Raw genomic sequence first — 24,834 nt, 5'->3', positions numbered from 1 at the left:
ATCCATTGGCCGGGGCCGATCACATCAGTGACTATTCATCAGCGGAAGTGCTGTGAAACCGGCCCGCAAGACCACAAACCCACGCGCAGCGACTGCGCCTGTCTTGAGCCGACTGCTCAACGATACAGGATGCCGCAGCCGCACCCTGAGAGACCGCCCGGCTGACCCGCTCCCCAGCCGAGAGCGGGCAGCCGCAGGGCAGGCTTACAGCTCGAAGTCCACCGTCGCGAGCGACGCCTTCACCGGGCCCGAGATGTCGAGCACCTTCTGGTGCGCCGGGTGGGTGCTGTAGACGTGCAGGTCTTCGAGGCTGTCGAAGTCGGCGACGATCGCGAGCTCGTGCGAGTTCGGGCCGTGCAGCGTGTCTTCGCCGATCGACATCATGCGGATCTGAGGGATGTGGTTCGGCAGATCCTTGATGATCTCGATCCACTCCTGCCGCTGCTCGGCGGTGAACTCCGGCTTGAACTTGAAGACGGCGACGTGGCGGATCATGGTCGTTTCCTTTGCTGAGTCGGATGTCGGTGGGTCGGGGCCACCGCTGAGCGAGCGCTCCGGCGGCGCGCGTGATGGCCGGTCAGGCGAGTCCTGTCGCGCGAGGCACGAAGCCGCTGCGCATGCCGCCGTCGACGACGAGGTCCTCGCCGGTGATGTACTTCGAGCGGTCGCCGAGCAGGAAGGCCACAGCATCCGCGATGTCCTGCGGGTCGCCGAGGCGTCGCAGCGGAATCGTCTCCTCGCGCCAGCGGCGCAATTCCTCGTTCTTCGCCGCGGGCGACATCGGCGTCATGATCATGCCCGGCGACACCGTGTTGGCGCGCACACCGGCGGGGCCCCACTCGTATGCCAGTTGTTTGACGAGGATCAGCACCGCCGCCTTGCTCGCGCTGTAGGCGCCGAGCGGAGTAGCAGGGTGGTGGCCGCTGGTCGATGAGATCGCCACGAGCGAGCCTCGTGTCTCTGCAAGGTGCGGGTACGCCGCCTTGGCGAGCAACCACGTGGGCCGCGTGTTCACCGCGAAGTTGTACTCCCACTCATCGAGCTCGAGTTCCATGAGCGGGCGCTGAGCCATGGTGCCGGCCGCGCTCACGATGCCCGACAATCCGCCGAAACGCGCAATCGTGGCGTCGACGACGAGCGCCGCGGCGTCGGGCTCGGCGAGGTCGGCGCCGATCAGCTCCACCTCGGCGCCGAGGTCGCGCAACTCGGCCGCCAGGCCCTTCATCGACTCGACACGGCGTCCGACGAGCGCGAGCCGAGCGTTCTCTGCACCTGACAGCGGCTCACGGGCGAGCGTGCGTGCGATCTCCTGCCCCATGCCGCCGGCGGCACCGGTGATGATCACGGCGGTCATCGGGACACTCCGTCCTCGACGGCGGCGTCGGACTGCCCTGCAGTATCGGACTGCCCTGCGGTATCGGACTGTGCTGCAGTATCGGACTGCCCTGCGGTCTCGGGCTGCTCTGCGGTATCGGACTGCCCCGCGGCGTCCGACGCGTCCGCATCCTGCCGTCCGGTGCGGTCCAACGCGTCTTCGATCGCGAGGTGGGCGAACACGACCGCGGGGCCGAGCGTGATGCCCGGGCCCGGGTACTTGTCACCCATGATCGACTGCATATCGTTGCCGAGCGTGTAGAGGCCCTCGATGCGGGCGCCGTCGCCGTCGAGCACGCATCCGGTCGCATCGGTGACAAACCCGGTCGAGGCGCCGATGTCGCCCGGGTAGAGGCGGATCGCGAAGTACGGCGCACTCTCAAGCGCGCCGATCGAGGGGTTCGGCTTGTGCGACGGGTCGCCGTTCGCGCGCTCGTACACGGTCGTGCCGCGCCCGAAGTCGGGATCGACGCCGGTCTTCGCGTAGCCGTTCAACTTCTCGACGCTCGCACGCAGCCGCGCCGGTTCCATGCCGAGCTTGACCGCCAACTCCTCGATGGTCTCCCCCTGTACCAGGTAGCCGTCGAGCAGGCGGGCGCGAGTGCCCCAACCGCCCGGCCGCACCGCACCGATGCCGTAGCGCTTGACGGCCTTCGCATCGCCGATGAGGAAGCTGGGCATCGCCTTGCCGTCCGGATGCTGCTGCATGGCGAGGCCGACCCGGTGATACGACGCCGACTCGTTGACGAAGCGGTCGCCTTGCTGGTCGACGATGATGAAGCCCGGCTTGCCGCGGTCGAGCGCGAAGTGCGGGTAGACGCCGACGCCGCCGCCCCGGCGCGGAGGCAGCGAGACAGGTGCCCAGAAGCCGGCGGTGTCGTCGACGCGGCCGTAGTGGCCACCGAGGCGTTCGACCTCGTCGTGCAGTTCGCCGGTCGAGCCCGGAGCGATGGGGCTCCACTCCATGTCGACACCGGGGAAGAGCTGCTTGCGGCGCTCCGGATGCCGGTTGAACCCGCCGGTCGAGACGATGAGCGCCTGACCGACCTGCACTCGCCGCGTGGTGCTGCCCTGCACGAGCGTCACGCCGGTGACCCGGTCGCCGTCGCGCTCGATTCTGCTCACCGCGGTGCCGACGATCACGGGCACGCCGCGCTTGTGCAGCGAAAGCATCAGCCGACCGATGAGGGCGTTGCCCATCGTGAGCCGTGTGGAGCGCGGGTACCGCACGCGCGTGAGCACGTGCTTGGCGAACAGCAGCCCCGCGTGCACCACATTGGCGATGTTCGAAGCCTTGAATGGGGCCCTCGCCACCTCGCTGAGCTTCGGGATGTCCTCACGGCCGAGCATCATGCCGCCCATGACGGTGAACTCGGGGGTCTGCCGACGCACCTGCGCCAGCAGCGGCTTCGGCAGCGCCCGTCCGTCGAAATCACGCGATTCGAGGGCGCGCCAACCGGTCGACGACTCTGGCAGTTCCGCCATGTAGTCGGGGTGGAAGTCGCGAGCGTTGAAGGCCACATCGCTCTCGGCCTCGAGCAGGGCGATCGCGGCAGGCCCGGTCTCGAGGTAGACGCGCCGCAGCTCGGCATCCGACGTCTCGCCCACCGCGGAGTCGAGGAAGCGCGAAGCCGCCGACACATCGTCGGCAGGGCCGCCGGCGACGATGGAGCGCTCGGTGCCCGGCACCCAGAGCGTGCCCGCCGTCAGGGCGCTCGTCCCCCCGACGAAGCGGCTCTTCTCCACCACGAGCACGCTTGCGCCACGGATCGCCGCGAACAGGGCGGCGCTCAGCCCTGCAGCGCCCGCACCGGCGACGACGACGTCGTAGCGGGCTCCCTCGGCGATCGACCCGAGGGCTGGCGGCAGGGTACGGCTGGTCTGGCTCATATCTCTTTCTGTTCTTTCTGCGCTCGGCGATGAGCGCCTCGGGCACGCCGGCGAGGCGCTGCGTCAGGTCGGGCGCCGCTCACCGTCGAGGCGAACGAATGTCGCGGCTGCGGCCTTCGGCGTTCGGTTCACTCGGCATCCTCGAGCAGGGGTCGAACACCGTTCTCCGCGATCATTGCGAGCTCCGAAGCAGCGGCCCGCATATGCGGCACCAGCGCGACCGCCGTCTGCCGGTCGAGCCGGGCGTTCGGGCCCGCGACACTCAGGCATCCTGCGGCGGGCTTGCCGGGCGTGACGATCGGCACCGCGACCGCGGCCGTACCGAGTTCGTATGTGTTGTCGGAGTAGCAGTACCCCTCTTCGCGCGCGCGGCGCACCAGCGGGAGCACGTGCTCCACGTCTCGAGGCGAGCCGGGACCATACTTCTCGCCGTCGAACCCCTGCTGCTTCAGCAACTCGATGGCACGCTCCTCCGGCATGGTCGAGAGCCACGCGATACCGGTGGCAGTGCTCGCGAAGTGCACCTCGAGTCCCGGATGCGGGTCATAGCGCAGCCCCGTGCGCGAGCCCTGACTCTTCGCCACCCACACGAGGTTGTCTCCGTCGACGATGCCGATGCGCACGAGTTCGCCGGACAGCTGCGCCAGACGATCGAGCACCGGCCTCGCGAGGTCTGCCAGCGGAATGCGAGCGAGGTGCTTGAGGGCCTGCGACACCAGGCGCAGACCGAGGATGTAGTTGCCCTGCGAGCCGTCTTGACGCACGTACCCCAGCTCGATGAGCTCGCCGAGGGTGCGATGCGCCGCGCTCTTGGGAATGTTCAAGCGCTCGGCGATAACACCGAGCGGGAGCCCGTTCGGCTTGCCCACGAGCAGGTCGATGACCGCGATGCTGCGCTGGATTGCTGCGACCATCAGCGACCTCCTCCTCGTATCGTGAACGGGACGTCAACGCCCCAGGCTGGGTTGCGGGCCACTTCGCTCATCTCTCCGACCTCACTGGTCCGTTATGCGTCGCCGCCCCGAGACGGCAGAATATCAGCGAATCGGAACGGCGTTCCGAAAACGTAGGGAGTGGGATGACGGGCAGTCGAGAGACGCACGCCAGAGGTTGGCAACCCGGCGTCGCCCTGCTCGTCGCCGTCACGCTGTCGATGGAGCACCTCGACGGCACGATCCTCGTGACCGCAGCGCCGCAGATCGCGGCGGACTTCGGCACGGCATCCGCCGATGTGAACCTTGCGATGACGGCGTATCTGATCGCCGTCGCCTGCGCCATCCCGCTAGGAGGCTGGCTCGCAAGCCGCTTCGGTGCCCGCCTCGTGTTCTGCTCATCGATCGCGCTGTTCACCGTCGCGTCGGTCGCCTGCGCGTTGAGCGGCTCCCTGTTCGCGCTGACGGCCGCGCGAGTGGTGCAGGGGATCGCCGGCGGCATGATGGCGCCCGTCGGCCGGCTGATCGTGCTGCGCGGCACAGAGAAGGGCGAGTTGCTTCGGGCGATCGCGCTCATCACCTGGCCGGCACTGCTCGCACCCGTACTGGCACCAGCGCTCGGCGGCGTCATCACCGAATTGTTCAGCTGGCACTGGATCTTCTTGATCAATGTGCCGGTCGGCATCGCTGCGTTCGTCGCGGCTCTGGTGCTGGTGCGCGACAACAACCGTGCACGAGTGCCCCTCGACTGGCGGGGGCTGCTGCTGCTGACGGGCACCGCGCTCGGGGTGATGACCGGCGTGGAGCTCGTCGCCGCGGGTGACGCCGCGCTGTACGGCATCGCGGCACTGATCGGCGCGATGGCGTTGGGCGCTGCGGCCACGTGGTGGCTGCTGCGAGCGCCGGCCCCGCTGCTCGATGTGCGCGTGCTGCAGACCCACACGTTCAGGGCGAGCAATACGGGCGGCTTCGTGTTCCGCCTCGTCGTCAGTTCGGTGCCCTTCCTGCTGCCGCTGCTCTTCCAGGACGGCCTGGGCTGGTCGCCAATCGAGTCGGGGCTCGCGGTGACAGCGGTGTTCATCGGCAACATCGGCATCAAGCCGCTGACCTCGCCGGTGCTGCGTCGATGGGGCTTCCGCTCAGTCATCATCGCGGCGGGAGCGGGCAGCATCCTGTGCCTGATCGCGTTCTCGCTCTTCTCCGCGACGACACCGTTCTGGCTGGTGTTCGCCGTCGCAGTGCTCAGCGGCGCCTTCCGGTCGACCGGATTCACGGCGTACAACTCGATGCAGTTCGCTGATATCGCGAAGTCGCAACTGCCCTCGGCGAACACCCTCTCGGCGACGCTCGCGCAGCTCGCGACCGGCCTCGGCATCGCGGTCGGGGCGACCGTCTTGCGGGTGGCGCAGCCGATCTTCGAAGGGGCCGACGAATTGGCCCCGTACCGCGCGGCATTCGTCGCGGTGGCAGCGCTGTGCGTGGCGAGCGTGCTCAACACCATCCGGCTCGCACCGGATGCCGCTGCCGATGTCGCGCGCCGCCCCGCTCGTTGAGCCGCCCCGCGCGCGGCCTGGTCACACACGGTACTGCGCTGCGAGCCGCACGGGGGCGTTGGGTGCACCGTAGCCGTCATACCCGCTGCGACGCTCGACGACCTCGAGGAAGACGTCGTCGATGGCCTCGGTGTAGAAGTGCAGGAAGTCTCCGTGCTCGTCGCGGTCGTACAGCAGGTTCAGCGCCCGAAGCTCGCCGAGGAAGGCCTCGTCGAGGTCGAACCGCGACTGGAGATCGTCGTAGTAGTTGTCGGGGATCCGCAGTTGCTTCAGCCCATTCGCGACCGCCTGCCGCGCCAGCGCGCGCACGTCGGTGCAGGCGAAGGCGATGTGCTGCTCGTGGAAACGACCGTGGTGGTCGCCTCGGCCGAGCGGGGCGAGATTGAGCGCGAGTCGCACCGCTCGGTCTTCGCTGCTCACGACCTGACTGCGAACCAGTCCCATCGGCGCGGTGATGTCGAGCGACGGCTGTGCGCGGAGCCCCAGCACGCTCTCGAAGAAGAGCACGGCCTCGTCGAAGTGCTGCCATGGCTGCGCGAGGTTGATGTGATCGATGCCGGTGATCAGGCCATCGTTCGGCACCGTGTGCTCGAACTCGACCATCCACGGCGGCCGGCCCTGGTCGTCGAGGCGCGCGAACGAGATCTCGGTGCCGTCGGGGGCGCTCACGACCTGCAGCACCTCTTCGCCGAGCTGCTGGGTGCGCTGCACTGACGTCGCATGCAGCTGCAGCGCCCGCGAGCACGATGCGAGGGGCTCGACGACGTCGAACCCGATGCCGGCCACTTGCAGCCGTCCCTCGGCCCCGCGCTGCGCGTTGATGATGACGCGGGCGTCGCCCTGCGACCAGAGCTCGACCGCCGGCTTGGAGCGGTGCCGACCGCTATCGGCGAACCCGAGCTGATCGAGCATCTGCCGGAGCCGCGTGGGTTCGGTGCCCTTCAGCTCGGCGAAGTTGAAACCGGACGGTTCGTCGACGGCCGGCAGGGTTGCGAGGCGCACGTTGCCCTCGCCGCGCTGCTCGGAGGCCAGCCGCTCACGCGCCTGCTCCTGTAGCCAGATGAGCGAGCGGAGCCCGTCGATCGCGGTCCGGAAGGGATCGGCCTGGCGGAACGTGTCATTGAAGATCTCGAGCGAGACCGGCCCGTCGTATCCCGTGCGCAGCAGGTGAGCCATGAATCCCGCGAGGTCGAATCCGCCCTCGCCCGGGAACACTCGGTAATGACGGCTCCACGACAGCACATCCAGCTGCATGCGGGGCGCGTCGGCCAACTGCACGAAGAAGATCTTCTCCGGATCAAGCCGCTCGATGGGCTCCACGGGCCAGTCGCGCGAGAGGATGTGGAAGCTGTCGAGCGCCACGCCGACGCTGGCGTGGTCGGCCGCCTGCACCAGCCGGTACGAGTGCTCGAAATCGTTGACGTACTTGCCCCAGGCGAGCGCTTCATAGGCGAGGCGCACGCCGTACCGCGCGGCGAGGTCACCGAGTCGGCGCAACTGGTCTGCGACCACAGCGTCGTCGTTCACCGTCGCAGTGGCGACGTTGCTGCAGATGAGCGCCAGGTCGATGCCGAGGCGGTTCATCAGCCGGAACTTCGCCTCGGCGCGGCGAAGATTCTGTGCGAACAGCGCCTCGTCGACCCCCTCGAGGTCGCGGATCGGCTGGTAGAGGTCGAGCGTGAGCCCGAGATGCCGTGCGAGATCGCGGATGCGCTCCGGGCTGTGCGGAGACACGACGAGGTCGAGCTCGAAGATCTCGACGCCGTCGAAGCCGGCCTCAGCGCACGCGTGCAGCTTCTCTTCGAGGGTGCCGCTCAGGCACACGGTCGCAATCGAGGTGCGCATCGTCTTCTCCAATCCGCTCGGCGGCCTCCGCCGCCAGTCAGGGCGTCAGAGCCCCTGGGCGACCATCTCCACGAGATGGGCCCGCATGCGTTCGACATCCGGCTCGATACCGGTGATCAACCGCATCGAGTCGACGGCCTGCCCGACAGCCATGTAAGTGCCCTCAAGCACTCGGCATCCGCGCTGCACCGCCGTCTGGAGCAGTTCGGTCTGCACGGGGCGGTAGACCACATCGGCCACCCAGTGCCGTGGCTCGATGAGCGCGGCGTCGAGGGGCAGACCGGGATGGTGATGCATGCCGATCGGGGTGGCGTTCACGAGCCCGTCTGCCTCGGCGAGCGCCTCCGAGAGCCGGTCAGGGGTGATCGAGTCGACCTGGCGGTCGGGGAAGAGCGCCCGCAGGGATGCTGCGCGCGCCTCGGCCTTCGCCGGGTCGACCTCGCTGAGGCTCAGCCGTTGCACGCCCGCGTCGAGCAGCGCATAGGCGACCGCGGCACCGGCGCCTCCCGCGCCGAGTTGCACCACGCTTCCGAGCGGTGCGCCTTCGAGCGCCGCGTCGAGGGCCCAGCGGAACCCCGAGAAGTCGGTGTTGTGACCGATCAGCCGGCGGTCACCGTCGACGAGCACGGTGTTTACCGAGTCGAGCCGCCGTGCATCGTCGGAGACCTCGTCGAGCCCGGCGCTCACCGTCTGCTTGCAGGGGTAGGTGATGTTGAAGGCGTTGAACCCGAGGTCGGCCGCGGCGCGCAGCAGTTCGCCGGCATCCGCCCCGGGACGCCCGATCACGTCGAGGTCGATCGGCCGGTAGAGATACCGGATGCCGAGCGCCTCCGCCTCGCGCTCGTGCATGGGCGGCGTGAGTGACCCGGTGATGCCCGAGCCGATCAGTCCGACCAGGTACGACTCGTCGACCCGGCTCATGTCAGGCGCTCGGCTGCGCGTTGCCCAACAGGGTGTCGAGGTGACGCAGGCCGAGCTCGTAGCCGTGCGGTCCGGCACCGGCGATGACCGCGTCGGCCGCCTTCGACACGTATGACATGTGCCGGAACTCTTCGCGCTTGTGGATGTTGGTGACGTGCACCTCGACGATGGGGCGCTCGGAGGCGAGCAGCGCGTCGAGGATGGCGATCGAGGTCGACGTGAACCCGGCCGGGTTGATCAGGATGCCGGTGCCGCGCTCGCGGGCCTCCTGGATCCAGTCGATGATCTGGCCTTCCCAGTTGCTCTGCCGGAACTCGACAGTGAGGCCGAGCTCGTCGGCGAGCGCATGCAGCCGCTGCTCGACGTCGGTGAGCGTCGTGCTGCCGTAGATGTGCGGCTCGCGCTTGCCGAGCAGGTTGAGATTCGGTCCGTTGAGCACCAGTACGGTGCGGTTCGAGGCTGCGGTCATGGTCGCTCTCTCAATCGTGGCGCGGGTCGACGTACGGGGCCGCCGGGCCGAGATCTCGGCAGGGAGCGACTCCGCGTTCCATTATCGGCGTCAGCGTTCCATTTCTTGCACCGCGTGCCGATCAATGGAGTCGCGTCGTTCCATCTCGCCCCTTCGACGAGCCGCACGACGCTCCGAGGCGCCCTCGACGAGTGAGTACAGCGCCGGCAGCACCACGAGGGTGAGCAGCGTCGATGAGATGAGACCGCCGATCACGACGATGGCGAGCGGTTGTGAGATGAAGCCGCCATGCCCCGTGATGCCGAGGGCCATGGGAACGAGGGCGAAGATGGTCGCAAGGGCGGTCATGAGAATCGGCCGCAGGCGTCGCGCGGCACCGTGCACGATGGCGTCAGGCACGGTGTAGCCCCGGTCGCGGAACTGGTTCACCAGGTCGACCAGCACGATCGCGTTGGTGACGACGATGCCGATGAGCATGAGCACCCCGACAAGCGAGGGCACACCGAGCGGCACCCCGGTCGCGACCTGCAGCAGGATGGCGCCGGTGGCCGCGAACGGCACCGAGATCAGCAGCAGCAGCGGCTGCCGCAGGCTGCGGAACGTTGCGACCATGACGACGTAGACGATGAGGATCGCGACCAACAGGGCGATTCCGAGCTGCTGGAACGCGTCGGCCTGCTGCGCAGTCACGCCGCCGAGCTTCACGGTGACCCCTGCCGGGAGATCGAGGCCACTGACGGCCTCGTCGATGGTCGCCGAAGCGGTTCCGACGTCGTCGGAGTTCGGCGTCACCGACACCGTGGCGCTTCGCACACCCCTGATCGCCGTGATCGAGGCCGGCCCATCCGCCTCTTCGACGCTTGCCAGTGCGCTGAGCGGCACGGGTCCTGCCGAGGTGAACACGGGCAGGGTGCGGAGCTCATCGATGCTCGCGGGTGTCGATCCTGTGTCCTGATACACCGTCAGGACGGTGCCGTTGAGGCTCAATGAACCGATCGGGAGTGGCTGCATCGCCTGCGCGACCAGCCCATCCACCGCGAGTTCGCTCAGTCCGCGTTCGGCTGCTGCCGTACGGTCGACCTTCACAGCGATGTACGGCTGCGTCTGCGAGAGGTTGCTCGAGGCCTCAGCGGTCACGTCGAGCGCCCTGACCGTCTTGAGCACGCGATCGGCAGCGGTCTTCAGCGCTTCGGGCGAAGCGGCGCTGATGTTCACCTCGATGTCGCTCGAGGCGAACCCCGAGCCGGCAGCGGCGAGCTGCACGGTGCCGACACCCTTGAGTGAGGTGAGCCGGTCACGCACACGCTGCTGCAGTTCGGGTTGATCGGCCGTCGCGTCGGTCGTGATCGAGTAGGTGATGTCGGCCGAGCCGCCGAAGGCGGCGCGCAGCGAGTTGCCCTCCGACCCGATGGAGGTCTGCACCGTCTCGATGCCGTCGATGTCGAGCAGGGCCGACTCGACCTGGCTCGCCGCCTCGTCCTTGGCGTCGAGGCTCGCGCCGAGTCCGAGCTGCTGCGTGACCGTCAGGGTGTTCTGCCCGCTATCGCCGATGAAGTTCGTCTTCATGCTGGGCACGAGCGCGACCGTGCCGCCGAGCACCGCCGCAGCGAGCAGCAGCGTGATGGCGGGGCGCTTCAACGTCCAATGGATGACCGGAAGATACCCGCGCTGCAGCAGCGTGGGCCGGTCGAGCTCGTCTTCGTGCGAGACGACCGGGGATCGGCGCTCTCGGCGCGACAAGGTCGGCGACGACGCCGTCGTTGCGGATGCCGGGGCCGCGGCATCCGCTTCCTGGCCAGCGTGCACGGCCGCCTGAGGTTCTTCGGCTTCCGCGTGGGCATGCGGCTCGCCGGCAGCCAGTTGCTCGCGAGCCAGGGAATCGGCCTTGCGCCCGAGGAACCAGTACGCGAGCACCGGAACGATGGTGAGCGACACGAAGAGCGATGCGGCGAGCGCGATCGTCACCGTGAGCGCGAATGGCCGGAACAGTTCGCCGGTGATGTCGCCCACGAGCGCGAGCGGCAGGAACACTGCGACGGTGGTCACGGTCGACGCGGTGATCGCGGCGGCCACCTCACGCACGGCGGTGGTGATCGCCAGCATCCGGTCCTGCCCGAGGCCGAGGTGTCGCTTGATGTTCTCGATCACGACGATCGAGTCGTCGACGACGCGGCCGATCGCAATGGTGAGGCCGCCGAGCGTGAGGATGTTGAGTGTGTACTCGCTCGCCCAGAGCGCGATGAACGTGATGAGCACGGATGCCGGGATCGAGATCGCCGTCACGAGCGTCGAGCGGATCGAGAGCAGGAACACGAGGATGACGATGACGGCGAAGGCGAGGCCGAGCAGACCCTCCGTGGAGAGCGCCTCGATCGACTGCTCGATGTACGGGGCCTGGTCGAAGACCACGGTGAACTGGGTGCCCTCGCCGAGCGCGGCTGCGAGCTCGGGAAGCGCATCGCGCACCGCGTGCGAGACGTCGACGGTGTTGCCGTCAGGCATCTTCGTGACGGCGATGGTCAGTGCCGGCTCGCCGTTCACTCGCGAGAGGCCCGTGGTGGGGTTCTCGGTGAGCTCGACCGATGCGACCTCGCCGAGCGTGGCCGGCGACGATCCGCCGAGCACGGGCAGTGCCCGCAACTCCTCGAGCGAGGTCACGCGCGTGCCCGCCTGAACCGCCAGACTGCGGTCGCCTTCGACGATCGATCCGGCAGGCAGGAGCGTGCCGTTCTCGTCGAGTGCGTCGCGGATGGCCGTGGGGGCGAGCCCGCGCGCGGCGATCTGCGCGGCATCCGGTGTGATGGTGATGCGTTGACCGGGATCACCGAGCAGGCTGGCTTCGCGCACGCCGTCGAGCTGCTCGATGTCGGTGAGCGTCGACGCCCGCAGCAGGTCGGCGAGTTCGCGCTGATCGAGGCCGCTGGTGACCGCGAGCTGGATGACCGGCAGGTCGTCGATCGTGCCCGTGATCACGCGCGGGTCGACATCTTCAGGCAGGGTGCCGCCGATGCGGTTGATGGCGAGCTGCACCTTCTGCTCGGCAGCGACCAGGTCGGTGCCGTACTCGAAGCTCGCGTTGACGAGCGACATGTTGGTGCTCGACGTCGCCGTGGTCGATTCGAGCCCTGAGATCCCCTGCAGCGCGGTCTCGATGGGCAGGCTCACATCGGTGTTCACGACCTCCGGCGCCGCACCCGGGTACGCGGTGACGATGACGACCTGGGGGAAGCTGACCGAAGGGATGAGCTCCTGCTTCAGTCCGTTCAGCGCGATCACGCCGAAGAAGCCGACGACGACGGTCACCAATGCGATGAGCGCCCGGTTGCGGAGGCTGAAGACGGCGAGCAGGTGCATGAGTGCTCCGGAGGGTGGCGGGGGCGGGTGCCAGGGCATCGGCATCCGCAGCCAGTATCCCAGTGAGCGAGTCGGCTGCGCTCACGAAGTCGTGTGGCCGCTCCGCTGTGCCGCGGGGCGGTACGGGGACGGCTTGCGCGGATGCTCTGGCTTCCCCCTTGGATACGCTTGACGCTCTTATGCGTCCCTGGTTGCTCATGCTCTGCCGCGTCGCCCAGATCACCGTCGGGCTCGCGGTGCTCGGCACCGGGATCGGGCTCCTGCTGCAAGCCGGCCTCGGCCTCTCGCCCTGGGAGGTCTTCGCCCAGGGCATCGCCGGGCGCATCGGACTGAGCTTCGGCACCACCGTCGTGATCATCAGCGTGGTCGTGCTGCTGCTATGGATCCCGATGCGAGAGCGCCCAGGTCTCGGCACCATTGCGAACGGATTGCTCGTCGGCCCCTTCGCAGAGTTGTCGACGTGGGTGCTGCCCCAGGTCTCGGAATGGTGGGAGCGCGGCCTCGCCTGCGCCATCGGTGTGCTGCTGACCGGGATCGGCACGGCGTGCTACATCGCGGCCGGGTTCGGCTCGGGTCCGCGCGACGGACTGATGACGGGTCTGCACCGCATCACTGGCAAGCCGGTGTGGGCGCTGCGCACGGCGATCGAGGTGACGGTGCTCGGCGCGGGCTGGCTGCTCGGCGGCACTGTCGGCATCGGCACCGTGTTCTGCGCGTTCACGGTGGGCCCGGTCATCGGGTTCTTCCTGCCGCGGTTCGTGCTGCCCGGGGCTCCGGTTCGAGTGCGGCCGGCTCGTCAGACGGATGCCGCTGCTGCTGCTGCCACGCGTACAGGTTCCGCGCCGCCGTCTTCCGACGCCTCAGCCTGAACCCCCGGACTGCTGAAGCACCGGCCTCCGCCCGCGCCGCGGGCCGGTGGGCGAACCGCGCTCTCGGCGACGACGGGCGTAGGTTCAGGTGAAGACCGCGCTCACGGCCAGAGTTGCCGCCGTCGGCGGGGGTTGCATGCCTGGCCCGCGGGGTGAACCCTCGCCGAAGCGAAGTTGCGCGCCGGGGTCAGGGCTAACCCTGAGCCGACCCTGGAAGTCGAGATATATCTTGATCCACCGACACTCGAGATATATCGTGAGTTCAGCGCGAAGGACGCGCTCCCGGCATCCGTCGGCATGAGAGATCCCGGCACTTCGCCGGCCAATGAATGAGGACTCCGATGGCACAAGAGAAGTGGCTGGTCTCCGAAGCGAAGACGATCGACCTCGACGGAGTGCGCTCACTCAAGGTGGCGCTCGTCGGCGGACAGATCGACATCGTGGCGCACGACGAGCCCGGCGTGCGCGTCGAGGTGCACTCGGTCACCGGCAAGGAGCTTCGCATCACGCTCGATGGCGACCGCCTCGAGCTCGATCACCCCCAGCTCGGCTGGGAGAACTTCATCGAGGTGTTCCGCACGTTCAGCGGCAAGGCGAAGGCCGAGGTCAGCGTGCTCGTGCCCCGGGGCATCGCGCTGAAGTTCGGCGTTGTGAGCGCCTCAGCCCTGGTCAGCGGCCTCACCACCGACCCGACCCTCAGCACGGTCAGCGGTGACCTCGTGATCGACGGCGTGCGAGGCAACATCACTGTGAACACGGTCAGCGGCGAGGTGTCGCTGCGCAACCATGAAGGCTCGGTCGACGTGCACACCGTCTCTGCGGATGTCACAGCCAGCGGTCGCATCTCGAAGTTCACCAGTGACAGCGTCAGCGGTGACATGTTCCTCGATCTGGTCGGCACCCCCGACGAGATCAGGAGCCACTCGGTGTCGGGCGACCTGACGGTGCGCCTCGAACCGGGCGTGCCGGCGCAATACCGCATCAACACGGTGAGCGGCGTGCTGCAGCTCGACGATGCCGAGATCAAGGGCGTGCGCGGCAGTTTCACGAGCCGGTTCGGCACGCTCGATCAGCACTGGCTCGAGCTTCGCGCGAACTCGGTGTCCGGCGATGTCAGCGTGCTGCACGCGGTGAACGCATGAGAGCGCCGGTCTTCGGCCACGGCCACCTTCGGCTCTACCTGCTGAGCTTGCTCGCCGAGCGCTCTCAGCACGGCTACGAGCTGATTCAGGCGCTCGAAGACCGCTTCGGCGGCACCTACACGCCGAGCGCCGGCACCATCTACCCCCGCCTGGCGAAGCTGGAGTCGGAGGGTCTCGTCACGAAGACCTCCGACGGCCGCAAGACGGTCTACGAGATCACGGATGCCGGCCGAGCCGAGCTCGCGTCGCGTCAGACCGAGCTCGACGACATCGAGCAGCAGGTCACCGATTCGGTTCGCCGACTCGCCGACGAAGTGCGCGCCTCGGTGAGCGAAGCGATGAAGACGCTGCGCGCCGACCTCGCCGCCGCCGGGCGCGAAGCACAGCGCGAGGTGCGCTGGAAGAAGCGTGGCGCCCAGCAGCAGACCGCGAACGAGACCGGGCCACAGCCACAGGCAGCCACAGCGGATGCCGGCACTCCCGGTCGCGAGCCGGGGCAGGCGCCTGCACCGGCCTCGCCTGCGCCGGGCTCGTCTGCGCCCGCCTCGTCGGAGTCGACGAGCGATGCCAGCGTGCGCGGTGAAGCCAGCGCGTTCGAGCCCGAAGCGACAGCTGAGACCCAGGACGCCGCCGCTTCCGGCTGGGCAGCCGACACGGCAGCCACCGACACGGAGGCAGAGCCGAGCGCCGCCGCCTCACGCGTGGCGCTTCGGCGAGCTGAAGCGGCGCTCGCGTCGTTCCGCGGCGACCTGCGCGCCGAGCTGCGAACCCGGGCCGCCCGCGGGCGCCTCGACGACGCACAGGTGGAACGTCTCGAAGCGGCGCTCGAAGCCGCCCGCGCCACGCTCCGCTGAAGCCCCGCGCCCGACAGCCCCGCGCCCGACAGCCCCGCGACCGGCAGCCCCGCGACCGACCGCCTCTCGGCTGACCGCCCTACGGCCTGAAGATCCGCCGAGACTACGCGAATGACCACTCGACCGCGCCGGGGGTGGTCATTTTCGTAGTCTCGGCGGGCGATGCCGGGGGAGCATGGGCGGGCACAGGGGCGCTGCGCGCCGCGCGGGCGAGTCAGCGGGCGAAGCCGACCGGCACGTAGAGGTCTTGAACTCGATCGTTCAGCGCGGTGTGGTCGTTCCGGGTGAACAGGCCGCACTCGTCGACGCGGCAGTCGACGCCCTCGCCGACGGGTGATGGCACCTCGATGTACGCGGTGAAGGTTCCCGTCTCGGGGTCGTCGTAGCTGCGGGCGCCGAACAGGCGCCAGGCCCAGTCGTCGTTGATCCAGTTGCTCGGCGCGAACTGCACCGAGCCCTCTTCGAATTGCTCGCCCTCTTCGGTCGATGGCACGCCTCCGAGGCATGGCCCGGGTTTCTCGCCCGCCGGCGGGATCTTGCAGACCGCCACGTAGATGCCGCGAGACGGGTCATAGCCCGTGCCGCTCACCACCAGGCGCTCCCCCTCGACAAGCGCCGAGGTGTCGACGGTCGCTCCCGGCTCGGCCGGCAGGATGTCGATGCGCCGCTCGCGTCCGTCGTCACCGAGCGCGGTGGCGCTGAGTGGCCACTGCTCCTCGCTCTGATGCTGGCCCGACGAGCCGCCGCTCTGGTGCGTCAGGATGGGCACCGCGACGATCGCGACGGGCACCAGCACGACCGCGAGTGCGATGAGCACCACCCACGGCCAGCGCCGCCGACGTTCACGAGCCATCACGTGCGAAGTCTAGCGATCGGCCCCTCGCGCCCCACTACGCTGCTGGAGTGGTCCGCAGCGCGATAGCCGTCTTCGTCGGGGGCGCGATCGGCGCGGCCGGCCGGTACGCCATCGACCTGGCGCTGCCGCACGGGTCCGGCGAATTCCCCCTCTCCACGCTGCTGGTGAACGTGCTCGGCAGCTTCGCGCTGGCTCTGCTCGTCGGGGCGCGATGGGAACGGATGCCGCAGCCCGCGCGTCTGGCGTTGGGCCCCGGCCTCCTCGGTTCCTTCACCACCTTCTCGGCGGTGGCGGCATCCGCCATCGAGTTGTCGCCGCCGTTGTTTCTCGGCTACCTCGTCGTCACATTGCTCGCCGGGTTGGTCGCAGCGTTCATCGGTCTGCGAAGCGGTGCTGCCCTCGGCCACGCCGCCACCGGGAAGGGACGCAAGCCATGACCCTCCTCGCGGTGGCGCTCGGCGGCGGCTTCGGCGCGCTCGCCCGCTTCGCGGTGACTCGGGCGGTGCGCGGCCCATGGGGCGTGCTCATGGTCAACGCCGTCGGATCGGCCGTGGCTGGCGTAGTGCTCGCTCTGGCGAGAGGCGGCGGGCTCGATGATGCAGCGACGACAGCGCTCATCGCGGGATTCGCCGGCGGACTCACGACGTTCAGCACGTTCAGCGTCGAGACGCTCGAGCTCGTGCGCGAGGGCAGGTCAGGCGTCGCCCTGCTCAGCGTCTCGGCGAACCTCGTGCTCGGCATCGGCCTCGCTGTCGCCGGATACGTCCTCACGGCTGCGGCGTTCTGGGCCTGACTCCCGCTCCAGTGCTTCGGCGCGACGCTCGATCTCCATCCGAAGCCGTTCGAGCCGAAGCCGTTCGCGAGCCGGCGGGACGATCACAGTGAGCGTCAGCACGCCGACCACCCCGACGATGACGGCGAACACCACGGGCACCCAGATCAGCAGCACATCGGCCAGCGACGGATTCACGACTTCCTCGACACTCACTTCCTCGACAATTGCGCGATCACTTCACGCGCGATGGTACGACCGGCGCGGTTGGCGCCGATGGTCGATGCGGTCGGTCCGTAGCCCGCGAAGAACACGCGCGGGTCCTTCAAGGAGGTGCTGCGCGTCACGGTGACACCGCCCGCCTTCTCCCGCAGGCGCAGCGGCGCCAGATGCCGGAGCTCGGGGCGGAACCCGGTGGCCCAGATGATGACGTCGGCTCGCTGGAACCTGCCATCGGCGAACCGCACCCCGTGCTCCTCGACCGAGGTGAACATCGGATGCCGGATGAGCGCGCCACGGTCGATCGCAGCCTGCATGCGCCGCGTCAGCGGAACGCCCGTGCCGCTGACGATGCTCGGCAGCGCGCGGCCCTCGCGCGCCGCCTCCTCCTGCGCGGCGACCGCCGCGATGGCGGTCTCGGTGTCGAGGTTCTCCTGCTCGTGCAGCCACTCGACGGGCCGCCGACTCACCCAGGTGACGGATGCCGCGACCTCCTCGAGCTCCATGACGAACCCGATCGCGCTCGTGCCGCCGCCGACGACGACGACGTCGAGGCCGCGCAACGCGTCGGCGGAGCGGTACTGGGCGGTGTGCAGCATCCGCCCCTTGAACCGGTCGAGTCCGGGGTACCACGGCACGAATGGTGAGCCCCAGGTGCCAGTGGCGTTCACGATCGTGCGCGCCACCAGCGAGTGCTCGCTCTCACCGGCGGTGTAGCGCACGACAAGAGCCTCGCCCTCGTTCTCGACACGGAAGACGGATGCCGGGCGCACGACCCGCATGTCGTAATGCTCCTCGTAGCGGCGGTAGTACTCCTCGACCACCTGTCGCGCGGGAAGCGATCGGTCAGCCGTGTCGAAGCTGACCCCGACCTCCTGCATGCCGGGCAGGTCGGCCACGCGATGTGCGACCCCGAGCCGCAGTGACTCCCAGCGGAACTGCCACGCGCCACCGGTCGAAGGACCGCGGTCGAGGATGATCTGATCGACCCCGGGCTCAAGACCCAGTCGCCGCAGGTAATATGCCACCGAAAGACCGGCCTGACCGGCACCGATGACGGCCACCTGGGCGTCAATGCGATCGGCTGGCACCTCGCCAACACTACCGGCCGGCGCGGGTCCTGAGCCCCGATGATGGCGGGTGCCGCATGATAAACTGTCGGTCGGTATTCCAAGACCGGTTCCGCTGATTTTTACGCATAGAGGGGGTCACGCATGGGGCGCGGCCGTCAGAAGGCAAAGCACACCAAGGTCGCTCGTGAGCTGAAGTATTTCAGCCCAGACACGAACCTCGACGCGCTGGAGCGAGAGCTCGCTGGCAACGCCCGCCTCGAGGAAGACCTTGAGGCGTGGCCCGAGTACGCGCAGTACGACAAGTACGGCGACGACGACGAAGAGAAGTCCAACATCGCCTGACCGCGATGCGACATGCGAAGAGCCCGGCTTCGGCCGGGCTCTTCGCATGTCACGACTCTTCGGGTGCGCCCGTGAGAGCGCGAGTCCGTCGGGCGGACCTCAGCCCGAGTAAGCCCCCACCAGGCGCACGGCGCCGCCGTCGACTCCCTTGGCACCCTGCTCGAAACCGGTGAGGTCGCGAGCGCTCGTGCTGACGCTGCCTGCGACCCACGCGGGGATGCCGCGGCGAGTGCTCTCGGCGACGACCCAGTCGGCGGCATCCGCTGCCACGATCGCGAACATGCCGATGCCCAGGTTCCACGTGCCTTCCGCGTCGCCCAGGGCCATACCGCCCCAGTCGGCGAGCACCCGGAAGACGGATGCCGGCGACCAGCTCGCGCGGTCGACCTCGGTCCAGGCGCCCTGCGGCAGCACGCGCGCGAGGTTCGCGGCGATTCCGCCGCCGGTCACATGGGAGAGCGCGTGGATCGCACCCGGCCGCTCATCGAGCATGGCCGCGAGCGGCGCTGTGTACAGACGAGTGGGCTCGAGCAGCACCTCCCCGACCATGCCGCCGAGGTCGTCTGAGTGGTCGGTGTATCGGATGCCGTGCTGCGACAGGATATGCCGAACGAGGGAGTAGCCGTTGCTGTGCAGTCCGCTCGAGGCCATCGCCACCACGACGTCACCGTCGCGCACCCGCTCCGCGCCGAGGGCTTGATCGGCTTCGACCACGCCCACTGCCGCGCCGGCGACGTCGTAGTCGTCGGGGCCGAGCAGTCCGGGGTGCTCGGCGGTCTCGCCGCCGACGAGCGCAGTGCCGGTGGCTGAGCACGCCTCGGCGATACCGCGCACGATGTCGGCGATCCGCTCGGGCACGACCTTGCCGCAGGCGATGTAATCGGTCATGAACAGGGGCTTCGCGCCCACCACGATGATGTCGTCGACGACCATGCCGACGAGGTCTTGCCCAATGGTGTCGTGCTTGTCGATCGCCTGGGCGATCGCGACCTTGGTGCCGACGCCGTCGGTCGAGGTCGCCAGCAGCGGCCGCTCGTATTCCTTGAGGAACGAGACGTCGAAGAGTCCTGCGAAACCGCCCACTCCCCCGATGACCCCGGCGGTGTGGGTCTTCGCCACCGCCGCCTTCATGAGCTCCACCGCGCGATCACCCGCCGCCGTATCGACTCCGGCCTCGGCGTACTTGTCCATCGAGTTGTGCTCCAGGTGGGTGTGCGAAAATCGGGCGAAAGCACCTTCCACTCTACGTTCTGGAGCTCCTCCCGCATGTGCGGCATCGTTGGCATCGTCTCATCGCAGCCAGTCAACCAACTCATCTACGACGCACTCGGACTCCTCCAGCACCGCGGTCAGGACTCGACCGGCATCGCGACGTGCGAGGGAAGCACGCTGCACATGTTCAAGGCGCGCGGGCAGGTGCGCGAGGCATACCGCACGCGCGACATGCGCACCCTGATGGGCGGCATGGGCCTCGGCCACGTGCGCTATGCCACTCGCGGTGTCGCGACGCGTGACGAAGAGGCGCAGCCGTTCTACGTCAACGCCCCGTACGGCATCGTGCTGGTGCACAACGGCAACCTCACGAACACGCGAGAGCTCACCGACGCGCTGTTCCGCACCGACCGTCGGCACATCAACACGTCGAGCGACACCGAGTTGCTCGTGAACGTCTTCGCCCACGAGCTCCAGCAGGAGGTCTCGGGCCTCGATCTCGATGCCGACCAGGTGTTCAACGCCGTTTCGCGCGTGCACGAGCGCGTCGAGGGGTCGTACGCCGCCATCGCGCTGATCGCCGGGCATGGGTTGCTCGCGTTCCGCGACCCCTTCGGCATCCGCCCGCTCATCCTCGGCGTGCGCCGCGAAGACGGCGAGCAGGACGAATGGGTCGTGGCGAGCGAGTCGCTCGTGCTCGAGGCCGGCGGCTACGAGATCGTGCGCGACATCGCGCCCGGCGAGGCCGTGTTCATCGCGATGAACGGTGAGATCGCCACGCGGCAGTGCGCGCCGAACCCCGTGCTCATCCCCTGCTCATTCGAGTACGTGTACCTCGCAAGGCCGGACTCGATCATGAACGGCATCTCGGTGTACGACGCCCGGCTTCGCCTCGGCGACCGGCTCGCAGACACCGTGGCGAAGCACGCGCCGCTCGGTGACATCGATGTGGTCATGCCGATCCCCGATTCGTCGCGGCCGGCCGCCATGCAGGTCGCCCAGAAGCTCGGCATCGAGTATCGCGAAGGGTTCTACAAGAACCGATACGTCGGACGCACCTTCATCATGCCGGGCCAGGCGGAGCGGCAGCGCTCAGTGCGTCAGAAGCTCAACGCGCTGAGCACCGAGTTCAAGGGCAAGAACGTGCTCATCGTCGACGACTCGATCGTGCGCGGCACGACCTCGAAGGAGATCGTCGACATGGCCCGGCAGGCCGGCGCGAACTCGGTCACGTTCACCTCGGCCGCACCGCCCGTGCGCTACCCGCACGTCTACGGCATCAACATGCCGTCACGCCAGGAGCTCATCGCGCACGGCCGCAAGATCCCCGAGATCGCCGAGCTGCTCGGCGCCGACCACATGATCTTCCAAGAGGTCGACGACATGGAGCAGGCGATCCTCGAGGGATCCGACGTCACCTCGCTCGAGATGAGCTGCTTCACGGGTGATTACGTAACGGGCACCGTCACCGCCGAGTACCTCGCGTGGGTGGAAGCGAACCAGGCATCCTAAACCCCTGCCGGAGGGCGTTGAAGCTCGGCCGGCTCGGGCCCGCTTGAATTCGGTCGGCTCGGGCCTCCTCGAGCTCGAGCAACTGCGACCCGGCTTCGCCGAGCCGGGCGTCGATCAGGCGTTCGGCTGGTCGCCTTCGGGCATGCCACCGTCGAGCCGCTCGCCCGGCGCGTTCGGGCGCCGGGGGTCGGGGTCGGGTTCGAGCTGCGAGTCCGACTCCGACAACCGGGTCTCCTCGCGCTCCGCGATAGCCGGGGCCGCTCGGCGGCTGGAACTCCAGTCGACGATGACGGCGATCACGGCGGCCACACCGACGCCGATCGGCACTCCATAGACGAGGAGCAGGCCGAGCGTCGGGCCGAATCCCACGTTCTCATCGATCGGGAACGCCACGGTGAGGATGAACGCGACGATCGCCCCGACGATGGCGCCGGCGATGAGGAACATGCCGATGCGGGGCGCGCGGCGCACGCGCACTTCGTCGGTCGGGGGAAGATCCTCGGGTTCGGCGTTCACTCCTCCATTGTCGCCTACGCGAGGCGACCCGGGGCCTTGGGCTGCGAAGCCCCAACACCGACGTCAGCGTCGCACGAGCGGCAGCACCGGCGAGAGATCGGCCCGACTGCCGGATGCGCTGATGCGCGCCGCGGCCAGTGCATCGGGCCACTGCAGCGAGCCGGTGGCGAGCGCCACCCAGGTTGCGGCATCCATCTCGACCACATTGGGCGGAGTGCCGCGCGTGTGCCTGGGGCCTTCGACCGCCTGCACCGCGCCGAACGGCGGAACTCGAACCTCGACGCTGTTGCCAGGAGCACGGTCGGTGAGGCACTGCAGCAGGTAGCGCACCGCCAGCGCGACATCCGGCCGAGGCGCCCCACCGGCGAGCACCGCGTCGACGGCGCGCAGGCCTGCCCCCTCATCGATCCTCGCCCGCGCCATGAGGCCCACCGTACTCGTGCGCGACGCCCCCTCTGATGCGGCGCCGCCGCTGTGAACCCGACGGCATGCTCGCGCACGGGTTCGCGCTCGCCCTCGTCCTGGCGCTCGCTCCCGCCGTACGAAGGCGGAAGCCAGGTGCGCCACACTGAAATGGTGACTTCGAAGACGGATGCCGGCCGACCCCGCGCGACGACCCACCTGAAGCCCACTAGTGCCGACCAGGCCGAAGCCTGGAGCAGCGGCCGACTCGCCGCCCCCGATCAGGTTCGTCCAGGGGTGTGGTCGATCGCGATGGGCATGCCGGGACTGGTGAACTCGCTCATGACGGTCATCCGCGACAGCGAGGGAGCTGTGCATGTGATCGACCCGGCCCTCGACACCGAGGAGAACTGGGCCGCCACGCTCACGACCTTCGAAGCGCTCGGGCTCGACCTCGCCGATGTCGCGACGGTCGTCTGCACGCATCTCCACGCCGATCACTTCGGGCTCACCCAGCGCTTCCGGGATGTCTCCGAGCCCGAGGTCATCGCGCACCGGATCGAGCAGGACTGGTTCAGTGCCGGAGTCGGCAATCCGCAGCAAGACCGAGCGGCCGACTTGGAGCGGTGGGGCGCCCCGGCATCCGTGCGCACGGCGTACTCGGAATGGCAGGATGCCGAACCGCCGCGCGATGCCCAGTTCACCGCGGATCGCCTGGTCGTCGAGGGTGAGACGATCCGCCTGGGCGAGCACGCCCTCGAGGTGATCCACACCCCGGGGCACACCGCAGGTCACATGTGTCTGCACGACGCCGAGCACGGGCTGCTCTTCACGGGCGACCATGTGCTGCCGACCATCAACCCGGGCCTGGGGCTGGGCGGCCGCATCGATCCGAATCCGCTCGCCGCCTACCTGGACTCGCTCGAGCGCATCGCCGCGTACGACCACGCCGAAGTGCTGCCGGGGCACGGGTTCCGCTTCCGAGGACTCCGCCAACGCGCGGAGCGGCTCGGCGCGCACCAGCGCTCGCGCGGCCAAGCGGTCGCGCATCTGGTCGAGCAGCATCCTGGGGCGAGTGTCTGGGACACCGCCTCCCGGGTCTCGTGGACCGGAGGCTGGGAGGCCCTCGGGCCGGTGGAGCGCATCTCAGCGCTCGCGCAGACCGAGATGTTCATCGCGGCAGCTCAGGCCTGAGTGCGCCAAGTACCCTTGCAAGGGTGAGGATTCTCGTACTCGGCTCAGGTGCCCGCGAACACGCCATCATCACCGCGCTGCTGCGGGAGGACGCGGGGCACGAGATCACGGCGGCCCCCGGCAACGCCGGGATCGCGCGTGAGGTGCAGACCGTCGCGCTCGACACCACCAATGGCGCCGTGATCGCCGATTACGCGGTCGACAACGACATCGAACTGGTCGTCATCGGCCCCGAGGCTCCGCTCGTCGCAGGCGTTGCGGATGCTGTGCGCACGCGTGGCATCGCGGTCTTCGGCCCCGGCAAGGCCGCCGCCCGGCTCGAGGGATCGAAGAGCTTCGCGAAGCACATCATGGAGTCGGCCGGGGTGCCGACCGGCCGGGCCGACCGCGCCGGCACGCTCGACGAGGCGATCGAACTGCTCGACCGTTTCGGCTCGCCGTACGTGGTGAAGGCCGACGGGCTCGCCGCCGGCAAGGGCGTCATCGTCACCGACGACCGCGACGCCGCGATCGAGCATGCCCGCCACTATCTGCAGCAGGGTAGCGTGCTCGTCGAGGAGTTCCTCGATGGCGAAGAAGTGTCGCTCTTCGTGCTGAGCGATGGCCACAACGTGCTGCCGCTCAGCCCGGCGCAGGACTTCAAGCGCGTCGGCGACAGTGACACCGGCCCGAACACGGGTGGAATGGGCGCCTACTCGCCGCTGCCCTGGCTGCCCGAGGGCTTCACCGAACAGGTGCTCGAAGAGGTCGCCGTGCCGACCGTGCGCCAGCTCGCGGCCGAGCAGACGCCGTTCATCGGCCTCCTGTACTGCGGCCTCATCATCACCCCTCAGGGCATTCGCGTGATCGAGTTCAATGTTCGCTTCGGCGATCCCGAGACTCAGGTCGTGCTGCCCAGGCTTCGCACCCCGCTCAGCGAACTGCTCTTCGCGGCCGCCACCGGCGGGCTCGCCGGGCGTCCTTGGCCGGAGTTCAGCGACGACGCCGCGGTGGCCGTCGTGCTCGCGAGCGAGGGCTACCCGGAGGCGCCCATCACCGGCCGCCCGATCACCGGTCTTGACGAGCTCGACGGCGTCAGCGTCGCGCACGCCGCGACCGCGGCATCCGACACGGGCTTCACCGCCACCGGCGGTCGCGTGCTGAGCGTGGTGGGGACGGGGCGCGACATCGCTGAAGCGCGCGAGGTGACGTACCGCGAGATCGCGAAGATCGGGCTCGAGGGCAGCCACTACCGCACGGATATCGCCGCCCGGGCTGTGTGACCGCGACATCGCGCATGTCTGCGTCGCCCAGCGCGCTGCCGGCTGCTGGCGGCATCTGAGAGTTGCCTGCCGGCTTGGCGGCAGCCACTGTGCCGGGTTCCGCGATCAGGTCACCATATGAGGCGACGACTCCGCAGCGAATTCGTCGAGGCCGGCAGTGGCTTGGCGCTGAGCGGCGACGCGGCTGGTGCGATGACGTTGCGACTGACCGTCCCTGATCGAGAGAGATCGACTCCGAACGGGCCGTCGCGGGCCCCCAGCCAGAGGCGGG

23 protein-coding genes and 1 pseudogene are annotated in these 24,834 nt (G+C 68.8%); 10 read left to right on the top strand and 14 right to left on the bottom strand.

The genetic code is table 11. The features are described 5' to 3' along the window. Positions 1-204: 204 nt before the first annotated feature. The 4 genes from QF206_RS05505 to QF206_RS05490 form a co-directional block, all read right to left on the bottom strand. On the bottom strand, positions 205-495 hold the full coding sequence (locus QF206_RS05505) for a Dabb family protein (protein WP_281488216.1): 291 nt from the start codon (positions 493-495) through the stop codon (positions 205-207). A gap of 82 nt (positions 496-577) precedes the next feature. Further along, on the bottom strand, positions 578-1,354 hold the full coding sequence (locus QF206_RS05500; protein WP_281488215.1) for an SDR family NAD(P)-dependent oxidoreductase: 777 nt from the start codon (positions 1,352-1,354) through the stop codon (positions 578-580). Beyond that, positions 1,351-3,264: an FAD-dependent oxidoreductase gene (locus QF206_RS05495; RefSeq protein ID WP_281488214.1), complete on the bottom strand. Its 1,914-nt coding sequence runs from the start codon at positions 3,262-3,264 to the stop codon at positions 1,351-1,353. Before QF206_RS05495 ends, QF206_RS05500 begins: the two co-directional genes overlap by 4 nt. 128 nt (positions 3,265-3,392) lie before the next feature. Beyond that, positions 3,393-4,178: an IclR family transcriptional regulator gene (locus QF206_RS05490; protein ID WP_281488213.1), complete on the bottom strand. Its 786-nt coding sequence runs from the start codon at positions 4,176-4,178 to the stop codon at positions 3,393-3,395. Between the two features lie 164 nt (positions 4,179-4,342). Between QF206_RS05490 and QF206_RS05485 the strand changes: the two genes are divergently transcribed. After that, the gene (locus QF206_RS05485) at positions 4,343-5,749 is read left to right on the top strand and encodes an MFS transporter (RefSeq protein ID WP_281488212.1); all 1,407 of its coding nucleotides are present in this window, start codon (positions 4,343-4,345) and stop codon (positions 5,747-5,749) included. Between the two features lie 21 nt (positions 5,750-5,770). Here QF206_RS05485 and QF206_RS05480 read toward each other — a convergent pair whose 3' ends face one another. The 4 genes from QF206_RS05480 to QF206_RS05465 all read right to left on the bottom strand — a co-directional run bounded on the left by QF206_RS05480 (position 5,771) and on the right by QF206_RS05465 (position 12,338). Beyond that, positions 5,771-7,594, bottom strand: a complete 1,824-nt coding sequence (locus QF206_RS05480; protein WP_281488211.1) for a bifunctional sugar phosphate isomerase/epimerase/4-hydroxyphenylpyruvate dioxygenase family protein — start codon at positions 7,592-7,594, stop codon at positions 5,771-5,773. A 45-nt stretch (positions 7,595-7,639) separates the two neighbouring features. Further along, a complete protein-coding gene (locus tag QF206_RS05475; protein WP_281488210.1) occupies positions 7,640-8,515 on the bottom strand; it encodes a shikimate dehydrogenase in 876 nt (291 codons plus the stop codon). Between the two features lies 1 nt (position 8,516). Continuing rightward, positions 8,517-8,984, bottom strand: coding sequence for a type II 3-dehydroquinate dehydratase (gene aroQ / locus QF206_RS05470; protein ID WP_281488209.1), 468 nt, complete (start codon positions 8,982-8,984; stop codon positions 8,517-8,519). A 90-nt stretch (positions 8,985-9,074) separates the two neighbouring features. Next, positions 9,075-12,338, bottom strand: coding sequence for an efflux RND transporter permease subunit (locus QF206_RS05465; protein WP_281488208.1), 3,264 nt, complete (start codon positions 12,336-12,338; stop codon positions 9,075-9,077). Positions 12,339-12,517: 179 nt separating this feature from the next. Here QF206_RS05465 and yczE point away from each other — a divergent pair, with 179 nt between their 5' ends. The 3 genes and pseudogenes from yczE to QF206_RS05450 form a co-directional block, all read left to right on the top strand. Further along, complete coding sequence (yczE, locus tag QF206_RS05460; protein ID WP_281488207.1) at positions 12,518-13,207, top strand: membrane protein YczE; 690 nt, start codon at positions 12,518-12,520, stop codon at positions 13,205-13,207. 341 nt (positions 13,208-13,548) lie between these two features. Then, positions 13,549-14,349 carry a DUF4097 family beta strand repeat-containing protein gene (locus QF206_RS05455; RefSeq protein ID WP_281488206.1) on the top strand — a complete coding sequence of 267 codons (801 nt, stop codon included), beginning with the start codon at positions 13,549-13,551 and terminating at the stop codon, positions 14,347-14,349. Beyond that, positions 14,346-14,724 (top strand): annotated as a pseudogene (locus QF206_RS05450) (PadR family transcriptional regulator); the annotation flags it as partial. The gene QF206_RS05455 and the pseudogene QF206_RS05450, both read left to right, overlap by 4 nt. A 693-nt stretch (positions 14,725-15,417) precedes the next feature. Here QF206_RS05450 and QF206_RS05445 read toward each other — a convergent pair. Continuing rightward, on the bottom strand, positions 15,418-16,056 hold the full coding sequence (locus QF206_RS05445; protein WP_281488205.1) for a hypothetical protein: 639 nt from the start codon (positions 16,054-16,056) through the stop codon (positions 15,418-15,420). Positions 16,057-16,106: 50 nt separating this feature from the next. Here QF206_RS05445 and QF206_RS05440 point away from each other — a divergent pair, with 50 nt between their 5' ends. Next, positions 16,107-16,496 carry a fluoride efflux transporter FluC gene (locus QF206_RS05440; RefSeq protein ID WP_281488204.1) on the top strand — a complete coding sequence of 130 codons (390 nt, stop codon included), beginning with the start codon at positions 16,107-16,109 and terminating at the stop codon, positions 16,494-16,496. Then, positions 16,493-16,852, top strand: coding sequence for a fluoride efflux transporter FluC (locus tag QF206_RS05435; protein ID WP_281488203.1), 360 nt, complete (start codon positions 16,493-16,495; stop codon positions 16,850-16,852). The genes QF206_RS05440 and QF206_RS05435 overlap by 4 nt, the downstream gene beginning before the upstream one ends. Here the strand turns inward: QF206_RS05435 and QF206_RS05430 are convergent. Continuing rightward, positions 16,754-17,047 carry a hypothetical protein gene (locus QF206_RS05430; protein WP_281488202.1) on the bottom strand — a complete coding sequence of 98 codons (294 nt, stop codon included), beginning with the start codon at positions 17,045-17,047 and terminating at the stop codon, positions 16,754-16,756. The genes QF206_RS05435 and QF206_RS05430 overlap by 99 nt on opposite strands. Beyond that, positions 17,044-18,141, bottom strand: coding sequence for an NAD(P)-binding domain-containing protein (locus QF206_RS05425; protein ID WP_281488201.1), 1,098 nt, complete (start codon positions 18,139-18,141; stop codon positions 17,044-17,046). Before QF206_RS05425 ends, QF206_RS05430 begins: the two co-directional genes overlap by 4 nt. 123 nt (positions 18,142-18,264) lie before the next feature. Between QF206_RS05425 and QF206_RS05420 the strand changes: the two genes are divergently transcribed. Continuing rightward, positions 18,265-18,465 (top strand): DUF3073 domain-containing protein, encoded by a 201-nt coding sequence (locus tag QF206_RS05420; protein WP_281488200.1) that lies wholly within the window; start codon positions 18,265-18,267, stop codon positions 18,463-18,465. A 99-nt stretch (positions 18,466-18,564) separates the two neighbouring features. On the opposite strand, the gene purM is transcribed toward QF206_RS05420, so the two are convergent. Next, positions 18,565-19,656, bottom strand: coding sequence for a phosphoribosylformylglycinamidine cyclo-ligase (gene purM, locus QF206_RS05415; protein WP_281488199.1), 1,092 nt, complete (start codon positions 19,654-19,656; stop codon positions 18,565-18,567). A 75-nt stretch (positions 19,657-19,731) separates the two neighbouring features. Between purM and purF the strand changes: the two genes are divergently transcribed. Then, positions 19,732-21,189 carry an amidophosphoribosyltransferase gene (gene purF, locus QF206_RS05410; RefSeq protein WP_281488198.1) on the top strand — a complete coding sequence of 486 codons (1,458 nt, stop codon included), beginning with the start codon at positions 19,732-19,734 and terminating at the stop codon, positions 21,187-21,189. A 114-nt stretch (positions 21,190-21,303) separates the two neighbouring features. Here purF and QF206_RS05405 read toward each other — a convergent pair whose 3' ends face one another. Continuing rightward, on the bottom strand, positions 21,304-21,705 hold the full coding sequence (locus QF206_RS05405) for a hypothetical protein (protein ID WP_281488197.1): 402 nt from the start codon (positions 21,703-21,705) through the stop codon (positions 21,304-21,306). A 63-nt stretch (positions 21,706-21,768) separates the two neighbouring features. Beyond that, positions 21,769-22,128 carry a sterol carrier family protein gene (locus tag QF206_RS05400; protein ID WP_281488196.1) on the bottom strand — a complete coding sequence of 120 codons (360 nt, stop codon included), beginning with the start codon at positions 22,126-22,128 and terminating at the stop codon, positions 21,769-21,771. A gap of 135 nt (positions 22,129-22,263) precedes the next feature. On the opposite strand from QF206_RS05400, the gene QF206_RS05395 reads away from it, so the two are divergent. Beyond that, entirely contained in the window at positions 22,264-23,301 is a 1,038-nt protein-coding gene (locus QF206_RS05395) for an MBL fold metallo-hydrolase (protein ID WP_281488195.1), read from the top strand. Positions 23,302-23,324: 23 nt separating this feature from the next. Continuing rightward, positions 23,325-24,563, top strand: coding sequence for a phosphoribosylamine--glycine ligase (purD, locus tag QF206_RS05390; RefSeq protein ID WP_281488194.1), 1,239 nt, complete (start codon positions 23,325-23,327; stop codon positions 24,561-24,563). The last annotated feature ends 271 nt before the right edge of the window (positions 24,564-24,834 follow it).

Source organism: Ruicaihuangia caeni, assembly GCF_029952955.1.
Classification (GTDB): domain Bacteria; phylum Actinomycetota; class Actinomycetes; order Actinomycetales; family Microbacteriaceae; genus Ruicaihuangia; species Ruicaihuangia caeni.
This window is presented reverse-complemented; position numbering and strand designations above follow the sequence as displayed.